Annotated in this window: 14 protein-coding genes; 11 read left to right on the top strand and 3 right to left on the bottom strand. The window is 55.6% G+C overall.

The window, feature by feature from the left end:
* Positions 1–62: 62 nt before the first annotated feature.
* Together AC2FJV_RS11570 and AC2FJV_RS11575 are read right to left on the bottom strand one after the other, a co-directional pair.
* Positions 63–212: a hypothetical protein gene (locus AC2FJV_RS11570; RefSeq protein ID WP_496713785.1), complete on the bottom strand. Its 150-nt coding sequence runs from the start codon at positions 210–212 to the stop codon at positions 63–65.
* 151 nt (positions 213–363) lie between these two features.
* Positions 364–1125: a helix-turn-helix transcriptional regulator gene (locus tag AC2FJV_RS11575; RefSeq protein WP_496689447.1), complete on the bottom strand. Its 762-nt coding sequence runs from the start codon at positions 1123–1125 to the stop codon at positions 364–366.
* A gap of 128 nt (positions 1126–1253) precedes the next feature.
* Between AC2FJV_RS11575 and AC2FJV_RS11580 the strand changes: the two genes are divergently transcribed.
* From AC2FJV_RS11580 to AC2FJV_RS11615, 8 genes are all read left to right on the top strand, one after another.
* Positions 1254–3230, top strand: a complete 1977-nt coding sequence (locus AC2FJV_RS11580) for a CocE/NonD family hydrolase (protein ID WP_496713786.1) — start codon at positions 1254–1256, stop codon at positions 3228–3230.
* Positions 3231–3251: 21 nt separating this feature from the next.
* Positions 3252–4817 (top strand): ABC transporter substrate-binding protein, encoded by a 1566-nt coding sequence (locus tag AC2FJV_RS11585; RefSeq protein ID WP_496713787.1) that lies wholly within the window; start codon positions 3252–3254, stop codon positions 4815–4817.
* Between the two features lie 88 nt (positions 4818–4905).
* Positions 4906–5844: an ABC transporter permease gene (locus AC2FJV_RS11590; RefSeq protein WP_271948705.1), complete on the top strand. Its 939-nt coding sequence runs from the start codon at positions 4906–4908 to the stop codon at positions 5842–5844.
* 12 nt (positions 5845–5856) lie between these two features.
* Positions 5857–6714 carry an ABC transporter permease gene (locus tag AC2FJV_RS11595; protein ID WP_496713788.1) on the top strand — a complete coding sequence of 286 codons (858 nt, stop codon included), beginning with the start codon at positions 5857–5859 and terminating at the stop codon, positions 6712–6714.
* Positions 6711–7691: an ABC transporter ATP-binding protein gene (locus AC2FJV_RS11600; RefSeq protein WP_496713789.1), complete on the top strand. Its 981-nt coding sequence runs from the start codon at positions 6711–6713 to the stop codon at positions 7689–7691. Before AC2FJV_RS11595 ends, AC2FJV_RS11600 begins: the two co-directional genes overlap by 4 nt.
* A complete protein-coding gene (locus AC2FJV_RS11605; protein ID WP_496713790.1) occupies positions 7688–8611 on the top strand; it encodes an oligopeptide/dipeptide ABC transporter ATP-binding protein in 924 nt (307 codons plus the stop codon). Before AC2FJV_RS11600 ends, AC2FJV_RS11605 begins: the two co-directional genes overlap by 4 nt.
* A gap of 11 nt (positions 8612–8622) precedes the next feature.
* On the top strand, positions 8623–10269 hold the full coding sequence (locus AC2FJV_RS11610; protein ID WP_281995040.1) for an amidohydrolase: 1647 nt from the start codon (positions 8623–8625) through the stop codon (positions 10267–10269).
* Complete coding sequence (locus tag AC2FJV_RS11615; protein ID WP_496713791.1) at positions 10269–11780, top strand: M81 family metallopeptidase; 1512 nt, start codon at positions 10269–10271, stop codon at positions 11778–11780. Before AC2FJV_RS11610 ends, AC2FJV_RS11615 begins: the two co-directional genes overlap by 1 nt.
* A gap of 151 nt (positions 11781–11931) precedes the next feature.
* Here AC2FJV_RS11615 and AC2FJV_RS11620 read toward each other — a convergent pair whose 3' ends face one another.
* Positions 11932–12075, bottom strand: a complete 144-nt coding sequence (locus AC2FJV_RS11620; RefSeq protein WP_282027169.1) for a hypothetical protein — start codon at positions 12073–12075, stop codon at positions 11932–11934.
* 285 nt (positions 12076–12360) lie between these two features.
* Between AC2FJV_RS11620 and AC2FJV_RS11625 the strand changes: the two genes are divergently transcribed.
* The 3 genes from AC2FJV_RS11625 to AC2FJV_RS11635 are packed head-to-tail and all read left to right on the top strand — an operon-like array spanning position 12361 to position 14777.
* Entirely contained in the window at positions 12361–12909 is a 549-nt protein-coding gene (locus AC2FJV_RS11625) for an RNA polymerase sigma factor (RefSeq protein ID WP_282021723.1), read from the top strand.
* Positions 12906–13646 carry a hypothetical protein gene (locus AC2FJV_RS11630; RefSeq protein WP_282027170.1) on the top strand — a complete coding sequence of 247 codons (741 nt, stop codon included), beginning with the start codon at positions 12906–12908 and terminating at the stop codon, positions 13644–13646. The genes AC2FJV_RS11625 and AC2FJV_RS11630 overlap by 4 nt, the downstream gene beginning before the upstream one ends.
* A gap of 54 nt (positions 13647–13700) precedes the next feature.
* Positions 13701–14777, top strand: coding sequence for a helix-turn-helix domain-containing protein (locus tag AC2FJV_RS11635; protein ID WP_142636109.1), 1077 nt, complete (start codon positions 13701–13703; stop codon positions 14775–14777).
* Positions 14778–14848: the final 71 nt, after the last annotated feature.

A 14848-nucleotide genomic window follows, 5' to 3' on the forward strand; every position in this document is an offset into this window, starting at 1 on the left:
ATAGCGTTACGAACCTTGCGCCGCCCCTTTGATCGGGGGCGGCGTTTTCGTGCAGCGGTGGGTTAAGTTCTGACCAGTGTTTCGTGCCAGACGTCAGACAGGCAGCATATTTGCAGAGGCAGCACAAATGCTACTGCGCGCACATGGTATTCCAGATCGGTGGTGATGCCTGGGCCATAATCCGCCTCTTCGCTGCAATCAGAGACGAACATTACCCGTTGCACGAGCTAGACTTGCGGCATTGTCAGTGCTGTCTCGAAGAACTGGTACGAATTGATCTCGTACAGTTTGGACGAAAAATTGCTATCGGAATTGGAGTCGGCACCTAAAGAACGGTGCTGCCGCTTATGTGAATCCGGCGATTCAGACCTCGGTCAGGTGCTTTCTGACAGTTGGATCAATCCTATTACTTTGAATTGGGTAAATGCCACAAGCTGCGATCGCCTCGCGCGCAGTTACGCGTTCGTGCAGACGTTTCCAGATTGTTTTGGCTGCGTATGGATGGGGGTATGGGCGCCAAGCAACGCCCATGGTCATCCCTCGCAAATACTTCAGTTGCTGGCGATGCGCCGAGTACAAGATTGTATTGGAAACGCTGCCTTCGCGCGCGAGCTCGTGTTCGGTCACGAATATCCTGTTCCCGCGCATAGTTACAAAGCCAGCGTAGCGCGAAATCTGATGCATGCTCTTGTCTGGAGACGTGGCAATTTCACGGGACCGGATCGTGATTAGCCCTTCAACTTCCTGAATGCGGATCAATGAACAGAAGATTTTTCCTTCCCAAGATGGCGTGCAGAAATAGGAATGATAAAAACCTATGTAGCGCCTCAGGTTCTTCTGTTGCCCCCGGAAGGGTTCCAAAAACGCATCTGTGGGCGTTTTCCCAACTTGTGGCAGGACGCCTCTTAGCATTCGTTCGAAGCTTGCAGTTTCCTCGAAAAGCTGTGCTTCGGTCAGGTCGAAATGACGTGCAATGCGGCGCATGTTATGGGCAGAGGGCAGGCTGGAGCCATTCAAATAGCGATTGAATTGCTGTCTATTGACGCCGATTTCGCGGCAAATCTGCGAAATGTTTCCATGCTCTGCGCACAACGATCGTAAGTTGGCAGAAAAATACTCGGGCACAAGAAAAACCTTTCGCGTATTGACGCTATATCACTGCAAGCTGCGTCAACTCGCATAAGATTGCACAATTTGATTTATCTGCAAATCGGTTTCTTCTTCAGCATCAGATCGTAACAGACAAGCTTCAGATGCCAATCGAAACAATCGAAAACACATGGATCACACTCGCCGATGGGCGACGGCTTGCGGCGCGCCTCTGGTTGCCCGAGACAGGCCCCACACCGGCCATTCTGGAATATCTGCCATATCGCAAACGTGACGGCACCGCGCCCAGAGACGAAACAACACACACGGTTTTTGCAAAGGCGGGCTATGCCTGTATTCGGGTCGACATAGCTGGCACCGGGGACAGCGAAGGGCAATTCGACGACGAATACTCGGAACAGGAACTGCATGATGGTGAGCAAGTCATAGCCTGGATTGCCGCGCAGGATTGGTGTGACGGCAATGTCGGGATGATTGGGATATCTTGGGGCGGGTTTAATGGTCTGCAGCTGGCCTTCAGGCAACCACCTGCACTGAAAGCCATCGTCAGTGTCGCTTCGACTGTGGATCGATATGCCGATGACATCCATTTCATGGGTGGGTGCCTGCTGAGTGACAACATGAATTGGGGCAGTCAGATGTTTGCCTATCTGACGCGCCCAGCAGATCCAGAGCTTCGAGCAGATTGGCGACAGGACTGGCTTGCCCGACTGCAAAACGTCCCATTCTCTTCTGCAGATTGGCTGCGACATCAGACGCGCGACCCATATTGGAAGCACGGCTCAGTTTGCGAGGATTGGACCGCGATCCAAACCCCTGTCTTGGCGATTACAGGCTGGGCAGATGCTTACGTCAATTCGCCTCCGGCTTTGGCAGCCAACCTGACGGCGCCAACCAAAGCTATCATTGGGCCGTGGGAACACCGCTATCCGCACATCTCAAAGCTTGATCCCGCAGATTTTCATTCCGAAGTCGTTGGATGGTTTGACCGCTGGCTGAAGGGACAACAAAACGGCGCCGAGGATTTGCCTGCCTATCGGACTTACATGCAGGAACACTTCAATCCGACTGCGCAAAACGGTCCTCGGAAAGGTCGTTGGATTGCAGAGACGGCATGGCCGTCACCTCATGTCTCAGAACGGGTCTGGCATCTGGTTCCTGGAGGGTTTTCGCGGGACCCGGTGGTTGGTGCGGTCGCTGTCGCATCGCCTTGCTATGTTGGTGAAGACAGCGGGTATTTTTGCGCGGGCATGCGTATCGACAATGAACTTGCAGGGGATCAGGCCGGTGATGATGCCTTATCGGTCTGTTTTGACAGCTCGCAGCTGCAAGCACCGCTCGAGCTGCTGGGTCGGGCAAAGCTAAAGTTTCAGTTTTCAGTGGATCAGCCTGTTGCCCAGCTTGTCGCGCGGCTGTGTGATGTTTCACCCGAAGGTGTGTCACAGCGGATCAGCTATCGTCCGTTGAACCTGTGTCACTACCACAGTCATGAGACGCCGCAGGTCCTGCAACCAGGTGAGCTCTACGAGGCTGAAATCACGCTGAACGAATGTGCGCACCATTTGCGCGAGGGCCACGTTTTGCGACTGGCGTTGTCGACGTCTTATTGGCCGATTGTCTGGCCAGCACCTCAATCGGCCACGGTAACTTTACACTTGCTGGATTGTGCTCTTCATCTGCCGGTGCGCGAAGTTGCGCATGAAATTCAAGCCTCTGAACCCGGCCCGGCGCAGGCGTATCCGGTTCTGGCAGCTGAGCAGTTGCGTTTACCTTCAGCGCAATCAGAACGCACGGTGACGGAAAGCGGTTGCGTGGTTCTGGAGACGTTTGATGACTATGGTAAAACGCGCGATCCCTACCACGATCTGATTGTTGGTAGCGACGTACGCATGCTTTACCGCATTCACCCCGATGATCCGACAACCGCGTATTTCGAGACCGCTTGGAGTTTTTCGTTCGAGCGCGAAGAATGGCAGGTCGCCATCACGACCGAGTGCCGCATGACCTGTGACACCGAGAATTTCTATCTCTACAGCAAACTACGCGCCACTGAAGGCGCAAATGAAATCGAAGTCCTAACAAGGGAATGGTCCGAAACCGTTCCACGCGGACTTCTCTGACTTAATCTAAGGGAGGATACTATGAAGATCGAATGGACAAAGGCCAATGTTGGTCGCCGGAGGTTTCTGAAAGGCGCAACAGCGCTTGGGGCCGCTACAGCGCTTCCGATGGGGTGGGCGAACCGCGCGTTTGCAGCAGATGACGGTGTTCTGCGGGTGCGGGCTTATGGTGATGCACAGAACATGGATCCAGCACATTCCGTTGGTGTCGTTGAAGAAGAAGTGCATGCCTCCATCTACAACAAGCTGATCCAGTACAAGCCGGGCGAGGAATGGGGCTGGCAGATGGATGCGGCAACTATGATCGAGCAGGTTGACCCGACCCATATCAAGTTCGCATTGCGTGACGATATTGGATTCACCAACGGATTTGGCGCGATGACTGCTGAAGACGTCAAATTCAGCATGGAACGGATCGTGGACGACACGACCGACAGTCCGAATAAGCCCGACCTAGGGCCATTCAGCCATGTTGAAGTGACAGGAGACCGAGAAGGGACAATCGTTCTGAACAGCCCGTTTGCCCCGATCTGGTCGATTGCCTTGCCTTATATTACTGGCAACATCGTCTCGAAGGCAGCGGTCGAAGCCGCCGGTGGCCGGATCGGTGCTGATCCGGTTGCCGAATCCGGTCCTTACCTACGCGACAGCTGGTCGCCCAAGGAAAAGACTGTTCTTAAGCGCAACCCCGACTGGAAAGGGGACGCGCCCACTTGGGACACCGTCGAGATCTATCCGATCGATGATGAAAACACCGCCGAGATCGCTTTTGAGGCAGGTGAACTGGATGTAACCCGCGTGTCGCTGGGCTCGGTCGAGCGTTATCGCGCTGGTGTTCCCAATGGTGGATCGTTGGTTGAGAAGCCCTCGCTCTACTATGTCTGGATGGGCATGAACGTTGAGCATCCAAAGCTGCAAAATCAAAAACTGCGGCAGGCGATTCAGCACGCGGTGGACGTACCCAGCATTCTGGAGGCCGCATATTTTGGTGCTGCTGAACCGGCTACCGGCATCATCGCACCGGGCCTTGCTGGCCATCGGCCATCTTCGCTTGTACCACCTGAGGCGAACTTCGAGAAAGCCGCGCAGTTGCTCGCGGAATCCGGTGAAACCAATGTCACGCTAACCCTCGATACGTTGAACAAGACGACCTTTACAACAACTGCACAGATTATTCAGGCGACGCTGGCACAGATCGGAATCACGGTTGAGGTTAACGTTCTGGAATCAGGGGCATTCTGGGCGTCTGGTGACAATGAGAACCTACAGCTTGTTCTGAACCGTTTCTCGATGACGCCTGATCCGTATTATGCGACGTCGTGGTTCACACCAGAACAGATCGGGAAATGGAACTGGGAACGGTTTAACAGCCCGAAATTTAACGAAATCCATGAATCTGCGGCTGCTGAAACGGACATCGCAAAGCGAGCTGAAATGTATCAGCGTGCGCAGGATCTGATGGAAGAAAGCGGTGCTTATCGCTTTATCACTCACGAGGCGACACCGGTTATTCACAGCGCACGCGTCATTCCAGCGCTGCGGCCAGATGGCCTGTCCCTGCTTCGCTATTTTGGCAAGGCGACCTGATCTCCCCAGGTCGACCGGGGGTGCGGCGGGTGCATAACGCTCGCCGTACCAACACCAACGCCATCAAGCCAAAAGGAGCCAGTTGGCCATGCTGAAATTCGCAACCCGTCGCTTCGGGCTGTCGCTGCTTATCCTGTTCGTGGCGGTCACCGTCATGTTCCTGATGATCCGCGCCGTGCCAGGCGATCCGGTCCAAATCATGCTCGGCCCACGCGCCACGCCCGAGCTTCAGGCCCAACTCACAGTAGCGTTGGGGCTGGACCAGCCAATCTGGAAACAGCTTTTGATTTTTTACGGAAACCTCTTGCAGGGTGACTTAGGAACCGATGTCTTTTCGGGTCGTTCCGTGACTGACATCGTGTTCCAGCAACTACCATTCACATTGGAACTGATTTTCGCGTCGATCCTGTGGTCAGCTACGCTGGGCATCGCACTCGGCGCCTATGCGGCTGCGCATCCCAATACGTTGATCGACCGAGTTGCCGCCGCGATATCTGTCAGTTTTGTGGCCGCTCCGGCCTTTGTTGTCGCGCTCTTGGCTCTTTTGGTTTTTGCAGTGCATCTACAGTGGTTTCCCGCGATCGGTGCCGGGGAAGGCTTCCTTGACCGTCTTGACCATTTGGTCCTGCCCGCCTTTGCCATCGGGCTCAGTTGGGTTGGCTATATTGCCCGGTTGGTACGCGCGTCGATGCTGGAGGTTATGGGTGAAAGCCATGTCCGCACGGCCCGAGCCTTTGGTATCGCCGAACGTCGCGTGGTCATGGTGTACGCGCTGCGGATCGCCATTTTGCCCGTGGTTACCGTAATCGGTGTTGGGATGGGTTTTCTTCTCAGCTCGGCGGTTTTCGCTGAAATCGTCTTTGCCCGACCTGGTTTGGGCAAACTGGTCATCGACAGCATTACGACCCGAAACTACCCGATTGTGATGGGCTCTGTCCTAGTATCAACAGCGTTGTTCGTGGTGTCGACGGCATTGGCAGATCTGATCAATGCGTTGCTCGACCCACGTGCACGCACGGCTCATTGAGGAGGGGGCGTTATGGAAAAATCTCGTTCCGAACTTGGTCAGATCATCGTCGGAGTCGCGCGCGACCCGCTTGGTCTTATGGGTTTAATCATCGTCGGTGTCATCGTATTCTGCGCCATCTTCGCTTATTGGATCGTGCCCTATGATCCGATTGCGATGGATATCAAATCCCGCTTGCAGGGACCGTCCGCCGCACACTTGCTGGGTACAGATCAATTAGGGCGCGATACGTTTTCGCGGGTCATCGCTGGGGGGCAAGTCGCGCTCAAGGTGGCATTGCCTGCTGTTTTTGGCGCAATGGCGATTGGTCTAACACTGGGCATGATTGCTGGGTACGGGCCGAAATGGCTCGATAACATTCTGATGCTGTTTTTCGATACCATCCGCTCCTTCCCGACAGTGATGTTCGCGCTTGCCGTTGTGGCCCTGATCGGACCCAGCCTGCAGACGGTGGTTTTCGTGGTCATGGCGACTTCGATCCCAACTTACGGACGCGTGGCGCGAACCCAGACACTGACGCTGCGCAATTCTGAGTTCATTCTCGCCGAGCGGTCGATGGGGGCCAGCATGGCGCGCATTCTGGGTGTGCATATGCTGCCCAACATCATTGGCGTTCTGGCGGTGCTGGCGGCCATGGATATCCCCACGGTCATCGCGCTTGAGGCTGGTCTGTCCTTTTTGGGGCTGGGTGTGAAACCTCCAACCCCTAGCTGGGGGGCTTTGCTCAAGGATGGGTACTCCCTGATCCGTCAGACGCCTTGGCTGGTGGTGGGCGGGGGCCTGCCGATCATCCTGGCAACGCTGGGCTTCACCTTCCTGGGCGAAAGCCTGCGCGATGTGGTTGACCCGAAACTGAGGAAACAGCGATGACCGACACACTTTTGGAAATCGACCACCTTAGCGTCGACTATGAAACAGGCCGCGGTGACCTTAAAGCCCTGAGGGATATCACCTTCAACGTCAACAAGGGTGAAATCGTTGGTATTGTCGGGGAATCCGGTTGCGGCAAATCCACCCTTATCTCATCTATCCTGCGCTTGACCGCACCCAATACGCGGTTCCGCGAAGGAGAGGTTCGGTTCAAGGGGCAGGATCTACTGCAGGCGTCCGAACGGCAGATGCGTGACCTGCGCGGGGCGGACATTTCAATTGTCTTTCAGGACCCGATGCAAACGCACAATCCGGTTCTGACCATCGGACAGCAGATGCTGGATATTCAGCACCGCTCCAAACAATCAAAGGCCGACAAACTGGCCCATGCGGCCAAAATGCTGGGCGCTGTTGGCATTCCCGATCCCGAAGCGCGCCTGAAACAATATCCGCATGAGTTTTCGGGCGGGATGCGCCAGCGGATCGCCATCGCGATGGCGTTGATGTCCGAACCTGATCTTTTGATTGCGGATGAGCCGACAACTGCACTGGATGCGACACTGGAGGTGCAGATCATTGAGCGCCTGCAAGAGCTGCAGCGCGAGTTTCACTGTGCCATCCTGTTCATCTCGCACCATTTGGGCGTGATCGCAGAACTCTGCGACCGGGTTGTTGTGATGTATGCTGGCGCAGTTGTTGAAAGCGGGGACGTGCGGGAGATTTTCCACAATCCTAAACACCCTTACACACGCCGACTGATCGAATGCGACCCTGGTCACATCAAAGAGCGTGCCCGTGTATTGCCAACGATTCCCGGTGAAGTGCCCGACTTGGCTAACCTGCCGGGGGGCTGCATTTTCAGGGATCGTTGTGATCAGGCCATGGCGCGCTGCGCCACCGAAGTGCCGCCACTGGATCAATTGAAAGAAGGCCATCACGCTGCGTGCTGGCTGAACCATCAGGAGGTCGCATCATGAGCTTGCTGAACGTTGTGGACCTCAATACCAGCTATGGCCCGGTCAATGTACTGGCGGGTGTCAGCTTTACCGTAGAACCCGGAGAGACTTACGCGCTGGTAGGTGAAAGTGGGTCTGGTAAAACCACGGTCATTCGCGCCATTGCCGGGCTAGCACCTGCGCAAGATGGCTCGGTCACCTTCGAAGGTCAGGAAATTCGGGGCGCACCCGAAAGTGTCATGCGCCCGTTGCGCAAAGACATGGCAATGATGTTTCAAGACCCGGTAGGAAGCCTGTCGCCGCGTCTGACCATCCGCAGTCTGATTACCGAGCCTTACCGCATTCAGGGCATGAAGGACCGTGACATGGACGCCGAAGCCAAGCGCCTGTTGGAAATGGTCAACTTGCCCACGCATTTCGCGGACCGCTATCCTTATCAGCTATCTGGTGGCCAAGCTCGGCGTGTGGGTGTGGCACGTGCACTGGCACTGGAACCCAAATTGATCCTTGCGGATGAGCCCACTGCAGGTCTCGATGTGTCGGTTCAGGGCGAGCTGCTGAACCTGCTCAACGACCTGCGCGAAAGGCTGGGGCTTGCGATGGTGATTATCACGCATAACCTTAGCGTCGTACGCCATGTGGCTGACAGAATGGGCATCATGTATTTGGGCCGATTGGTTGAAGAAGGTACAACCGAGGCCATCTTTAACGAGCCGCGCCATCCCTATACCCGCTGCCTGCTGAGTGCCAACCCAGAGCCGGACCCGGATGCGCGGTTGGAACGGATCGCTCTTAAAGGTGAGCCCCCCAGTTTGCTCAAACGCTCGTCCGGTTGTGAGTTCCGCGAGCGTTGTCCCTTTGCCAAGGATATCTGCACCCAGACTCCGGAATGGGAAGTAAATGGCGGCCACGGGCTGCGTTGTCTGGCCCCGCTGTCGTAGTAGGAAACCCAATGCCAAGCACACTATATTTTAACGGCACAATCCTGACTATGGATGCACAGAACTCCTCTCCCGAGGCTGTTCTGACCGAGGGCAAAAGAATTCAGGCCGTCGGTGCTGAAGCAGATCTGCGCGCACGCATGCCGGCTGACTCACATGAGTATAACCTTCAAGGTCGTACACTGATGCCGGCGTTTATCGACCCGCATGGGCATTTCCCGGATCCAGGGTTCATACGGCTGTTCCGTGTCGACTTATCGTCGCCCCCTTTAGGGGACTGCAAGCACATGGCGCAGGCGTTGAACAGGATTCGGGAAAAGGCTGGCGAGACGCCCGAGGGTGAATGGGTCATGGGGGTGTTGTTTGATAATACTGCCATTCGCGAAGGCCGCATGCCTACGCGGGCTGAGCTGGACGATGTATCACAGCGTCATCCAATCTGGGTTATTCATGCGTCGGGGCACTGTGGCGTAGCCAATTCTGTTGCCCTTCAGAGGCGCGGGTTAAACTGTCAAACACCTGATCCAGAAGGCGGCCGCTTTGGCCGTGATCCTGAAACCGGAGCCCTGACGGGATTGATCGAAGGATTATCGGCCATGGGCGAGATGGGCGATACTGATTTCCTGATTGACCGCGAAAGGTTCTGGCAAGGCTTTGAGGCCTGTCGTGACGAATACCTATCCTATGGTGTGACCTATGCCCAAAACGCCTGGGCGTCGCAAACCATGTTGGAACACTTTGCCAGCCAGCCCGCGGATCTGGATCCTGGAATAGACATTGAGCTCTTACCTGTCGGAAGTCTGGAACCCGAATTGTCCGAGCATTGGATCGGTACGAACTGGCCCGGCAACCCGCATTTCACACTGGGTCCGCGCAAATTGTTCACGGACGGGGCTTTTCAGTTGCAGACCGCGTTTTTGTCTACCCCGTATTTCAAGCCATCCGATCCCTGTCACCCTTGTGGGATGGTTTACACCTCACAAGAACAGCTAGATGCCGACGTCAGAAAACTCCATAGCAAGGGCTTGCAAATGCATTGCCACTGCAATGGTGATGCCGGTGCCGAGATGTTCATAGATGCGGTGGAAAAGGCGCTTATTGCGCATCCCCGCCCAGATCATCGCCACACCATTATCCACGGACAGGCTCTGCGGGATGATCAGTTGGAGCGTATGGTCCAGCTTGGACTTACCGTCAGCTTTTTTCCGGCTCATATACATTTTTGGGGTGATCGCCACTACGATACGTTCTTGGGGCCGCAGCGCTCCGAGCGGATATCCCCTGCGGCGTCTGCTGAACGGTTTGGCTTGCGATATACAATCCACAATGATGCCTCGGTCACGCCGACGCGTCCGATCCATCTGGCCCACTGTGCGGTAAATCGAAAATCCGTTTCTGGTCGCGTGCTCGGTGAAGATCAGAAGATCAGCGTTCTGTCAGCCTTGCGCGCTCAGACCATCGACGCTGCTTGGCAAGTCTTCAAGGACGAGCAGCGCGGTTCTGTCGAACCGGGTAAAGTTGCTGACTTTGTTGTCCTTTCGCGTAATCCACTGCACGATCCGGACCGCTTGACAGATACGCGGGTGCTTGAAACGATCCGCAATGGCCAAAGTGTTTTTTCTGCACCCCATGCCGAACAAGAAATCGAGCACACTTGATGGCGACCAAGCGTATTGCGATCGCGGGTTTTCAGCATGAAACTAATTGCTTTGGTGTGACGCAGGCCGGTCTGCACGAGTTTGAGATGGCCGATTCCTGGCCCGGCATGTTGCACGGTGCACAGGTGATATCGGAAACGTTTGGCATGAACCTACCTATCGCCGGTTTTGCGAAAGCAGCAGCGGCAGCAGGATTTGAAGTCGCACCAACCCTGTGGTGTTCTGCCGAGCCGTCTGCACATGTAACCGATCACGCATTCGAAACAATTTGCGAGATGTTGTTGGATCGCATCCGGGATGTGGGCGATATTGATGGCGTTTATCTCGATCTCCATGGGGCAATGGTCACCGAAAGCTTCGCTGACGGTGAGGGAGAGCTTCTGCGTCGTGTACGTGAAGTTGTGGGCTTCGAAGTGCCAGTGGTCGCAAGTTTGGACCTTCACGCCAACATCTCGGCTGAGATGGTCGACAATGCAGACTATTTGTCTGTTTTTAGAACCTATCCCCACTTGGATATGGCGGAAACGGGCGCACGATGCGTTCCTGTCCTGCAGCGGTTGCTAGCGGGCGAAACGCTCTACAAGGCTTTCCAACCGGTGCCTTACCTCATCCCTCTGCATGCGCAACATACGGGCTCCAAGCCATTCAGCGAGATCTATCAATTGCCGAAAAGATTTGAGAAGCAGGAAATTCTGGCAGAAATCGCCCTTGGCTTCACCGCTGCGGACTTCTCAGACACAGGCCCATCATGTCTTGCCTACGCGGCCACAGCCCAGAAAGCTGCTGCTGCCGCGGAAGAAGTCGTGCATTTGTTCGTATCTCGCGAAGCCGATCTTGATTGTTCAATGTTGTCTCTAGAGGAAACGGTTTCGATATGTCGCGAGAGGCGGGGAAAACCCATTGTTGTCGCAGATGTCCAGGACAACGCTGGTGCGGGCGGGACATCAGATACTACTGGCCTGCTGGCAGCACTGATTGAGGGCGGGACAAAGAGTGTCTTAATGGGTCTGTTCCATGACCCTGAAAGTGCAAAACAAGCCCATGAGGCAGGAGAAGGTGCACGGGTAAAACTTGCGGTCGGTGCAAAGTCCAACTTGGCTGGGCACGTTCCAGTCAAAGCAGAGTTTGAAGTTCTGGCTTTGGGTGATGGCCTTTGTCGCTATACCGGAAAAATGTATGGCGGTGGGATAGCTACGCTGGGCGAGACAGCTGCCCTACGTTTGGTTGGGCACGAGGCAAGTATTGACCTTGTTGTCACAAGTATACGGAACCAATGTCTTGATCGCGCACATTTTACTCATATCGGACTAGACCCAAAGAACTACGCGGTTATCTGTGTAAAAAGCACCGTACATTTCCGAGCGGACTTCGAACCTATTGCAGGAAATATCTGTTCCGTTTCTTCGCCAGGTGCCTTTCTCTGCAACCTGGAAGAAATCCCCTACACTTGTATCTCCAGAAGGCTGGTTAACACTCGCTGCGCTACCGTTGCCTCAACTGGCACAGGCTAGCGAATTCCGCTGATCTTGCGGGTCCATTATCATCTGTGAAGCGCGCCTTTTGCGGGCTGTGTGGGGTTTTGAGCGAGGCAGTTAACTGCCTCGCATTGTGCCCTTATTCTCGACGGCCAAATTCTAGGAGGTGATTTCGGCCAAGAGAATTTCAGCTCTCTGCCAGCAGACAATAGATAATCATCGTCATCCGCTCGGTTGGAATGTGAAACCAGGCGAACTTCTCAAAGACGGATAACGGATTTTGCGCCAGGACTTCATCCATGAACATGCCCTGATCGACGAGGGGTTTCATCGTGTCCTTGATCGCAAGCATCAAATCGACCGAAGCCTGCATGTCGAACTTTTTATGTACGTGTATCTTCGCGACCTAAACCCATCTCCTTGATCCGGCTGTCTGGATGTAGACTCCGTTCCTAGTGAGGATGTTTCGATCAGAGCCTGCGGATTTCCGATCAGATCACGGGCAATTTCAAAGACCGCATGGTACTTTCCTTTTCAACATAAGTTCCATTTCTTTCCCGCGCAGGGTATGTCAGGCCTGACCCAGCGAACCTGGTTCGTGAAAATGATAGAGGTCGTGAAGCAAACTATGGTCGGTGAATTGAGTTCCGAGCAGGCCGTGCGCGGCGCGATCCAGACGCATTCGAGGCGCGTCTGGCGGTTTGGGCTTGCCCTGTCGGGTGCTTCCGAAGTGGCCGATGATCTGTTGCAGGCTACTTGCCTGCGTGCGCTTGAACGCCACCACCAGGTCACGTCATTTGAGCGGTTGGACAGTTGGTTGATGACGATCTGCCGTTCAATCTGGTTGAATGAGCTGCGTGCCCGCTCGGTCCGAAAAGCGCAGGCACTGTCGTTGACCCCAGAGTCAGAGCTGATTGCATCCGGACCGGACTCGGAAACGAATATATTCGCCGCCGAAGTGTTTACCCAAGTGATGCAGTTGCCAGAAGCACAGCGAGAAACGGTGATGCTGGTCTATGTCGAAGGCTATAGCTACCGCGAGGCCGCAGCATTGCTGGAGGTGCCAATAGGAACGATCATGAGCAGGCTGTCCAATGCGCGACAAAAACTGAAAGTCGTGATGCAGCATGAGGCGGCAGATGCCGTTCGACGGAGTCGCAAATGAAGTTTTCCGATGAAGTTCTCAAAGCGTACCTGGAAGGCAAAGCGAATGAAGCCGAGGCTCAGGCGATAGAAGCTGCGGTTGCGGCCGAACCCGAGCTTGAGGCGCGCCTGATGGAGCTTGATCCATTCGCACCGGTGGTACAAGCGGTGTTTGAACATGTCCCGGCCGAGATGCCCCAGGTGGTTTTGCCTGACCCAAATGCCGAGATAAAAACCAGTGGCGGTCCTCTGCGCCTGTTGGCAGTAGCTGCATCTGTCGCGGTGATTTCTGTGTCGGCCACATATTGGGTAACCAGGCCTCAGCCCATGGGGTGGGCTGAGCAGGCGGCGATCTATCAATCACTATATGCGGCGGACACGATCGCGGGGATGGACAGCTCGGAACAGGCGTTGACAACTCAGTTTGATCAGGCCGAGGCACAGCTGGGTCTGTCCTTGAGACGTGACACTCTTGAGGCGTTGCCGGGGATGGAATTGAAGCGTGCGCAGGTGTTGTCCTTCAGGGGCAAACCGTTGGTTCAAGTGGTCTTTGCGAATGAACAGGGCCAGCCTTTTGCCTTCTGTGTCATTCGTCAGGGTGAAGGCGCGCCAAGCAAGGATTTGAAAGAGGCAGTGCTCAGCGGGTTGGCGACGGCGACCTGGTCCAAAGACGGTTATGGCTATATGTTGATTGGTGACAGCGATCAGACTGACCTGGAAAGTAAGCTGGATATTCTAACCGCGACCTTTGCAAGCTGAGGTCGCGTCAAAAACGCCTTGTGAACCTGCGGAAATACCAGAAATATAGAGGACATGACCACCACACCCGTCATTCCCGATCCGGATGAGGACGAGGACCCCCTCGGCCCGCGCAGCATCTATGATGATGACGACGCTGATGAGGATGATCTGTGGTTCCTGCCACCTGACGAAGAGGCTGTCGAGGATTTCCTGCCGCCCGGTCCAAGGGTCGACCGCAGTCTTTTGTTTGATCCCAGGGACTGGCGTGCGGCGCAGGCAGATCTGTCGTTGGAACTGGCCGACCTGGCAGTTAGTTTCGGCGCCTTGGACGAACGTTTGCGCGCCGGCCCGGATGGGTGGACACACCGGCTGGCGCTGATGGATGTATCCGATTTGGGATGGTGGACCGGAGACCGGATCAGCGTTGATCGGCTGGCGCTTTGGACCGGGCTTCGGATTGGTGCAACCGGGGATGATGTGCAGGCCCTGTACCGCGCGGGTTGGGCCGTACGGCGGCTAACATCCGGCGCCGCGCCATCGGATGGCGGGTGGGAGACCGGCCTGACAGCCTTTTTAGATCGTATTGCGCAGGGGATTGACGAAGTCCCCGAAGCCATCGCCGATCTTGCCGAAGTCATGCGCAATTCCGAGGGGCTGCACCCGGTGACGCAGGCCGCCATCGGTTTTCATGCCTGGCGGGCCCTGTCTCAAGGCATCGGACAGGATACCGAGGCTGCAATCATTGCCGCCCGTCATGCGGCCAAGATGGGGCGGGGCGGGGCTGTGTTCATGCCCTTGGTTCTGTCGGGTCCGGGTGCGTTGAGAGGTGTTGGTGAACCATCAGAAAAGCTTGCTGCCTGGATCAGGGGAACAGGGCAGGCGGTATTGTCCGCCTTGCTGCACCTGGACCGGGTCAGCGCCTGGGAGCAGCGCGCCAGAGAGACCACTGCAGAGTTGAGCGGGCGCACACCACCAAGACTGATCGACGTGTTTACGGCCTGGCCAATGGTTTCGGCCCCATTGGCGGAAGAGCTGACTAAAGCCTCACGCGCTGCGGTTCAGCGCAACATTGACCGTTTCAGTCGGAGGGGCTTGATCCGCGAGGTGACAGGGCAGGGACGTTACAGAGTTTGGACAGCGGCGCTGTAGTCCAAACAGGGCCATCAGACCAAAATGCCCGGTCTGCCGCATTGAATACCAGCTTCCGCAGGTTTTTGCCT

It is taken from the genome of Ruegeria sp. CDSA241, from assembly GCF_059611265.1.

What these genes read in the sequence shown, in the direction of transcription:
- AC2FJV_RS11580 (WP_496713786.1), top strand. Translation starts at nt 1,254, where the DNA reads ATGCCAATCGAAACAATCGAAAACACATGGATCACACTCGCCGATGGG.
- AC2FJV_RS11570 (WP_496713785.1), bottom strand. Translation starts at nt 212, where the DNA reads ATGTTCGTCTCTGATTGCAGCGAAGAGGCGGATTATGGCCCAGGCATC.
- AC2FJV_RS11610 (WP_281995040.1), top strand. Translation starts at nt 8,623, where the DNA reads ATGCCAAGCACACTATATTTTAACGGCACAATCCTGACTATGGATGCA.
- AC2FJV_RS11630 (WP_282027170.1), top strand. Translation starts at nt 12,906, where the DNA reads ATGAAGTTTTCCGATGAAGTTCTCAAAGCGTACCTGGAAGGCAAAGCG.
- AC2FJV_RS11615 (WP_496713791.1), top strand. Translation starts at nt 10,269, where the DNA reads ATGGCGACCAAGCGTATTGCGATCGCGGGTTTTCAGCATGAAACTAAT.
- AC2FJV_RS11605 (WP_496713790.1), top strand. Translation starts at nt 7,688, where the DNA reads ATGAGCTTGCTGAACGTTGTGGACCTCAATACCAGCTATGGCCCGGTC.
- AC2FJV_RS11600 (WP_496713789.1), top strand. Translation starts at nt 6,711, where the DNA reads ATGACCGACACACTTTTGGAAATCGACCACCTTAGCGTCGACTATGAA.
- AC2FJV_RS11590 (WP_271948705.1), top strand. Translation starts at nt 4,906, where the DNA reads ATGCTGAAATTCGCAACCCGTCGCTTCGGGCTGTCGCTGCTTATCCTG.
- AC2FJV_RS11595 (WP_496713788.1), top strand. Translation starts at nt 5,857, where the DNA reads ATGGAAAAATCTCGTTCCGAACTTGGTCAGATCATCGTCGGAGTCGCG.
- AC2FJV_RS11585 (WP_496713787.1), top strand. Translation starts at nt 3,252, where the DNA reads ATGAAGATCGAATGGACAAAGGCCAATGTTGGTCGCCGGAGGTTTCTG.
- AC2FJV_RS11635 (WP_142636109.1), top strand. Translation starts at nt 13,701, where the DNA reads ATGACCACCACACCCGTCATTCCCGATCCGGATGAGGACGAGGACCCC.
- AC2FJV_RS11620 (WP_282027169.1), bottom strand. Translation starts at nt 12,075, where the DNA reads ATGAAACCCCTCGTCGATCAGGGCATGTTCATGGATGAAGTCCTGGCG.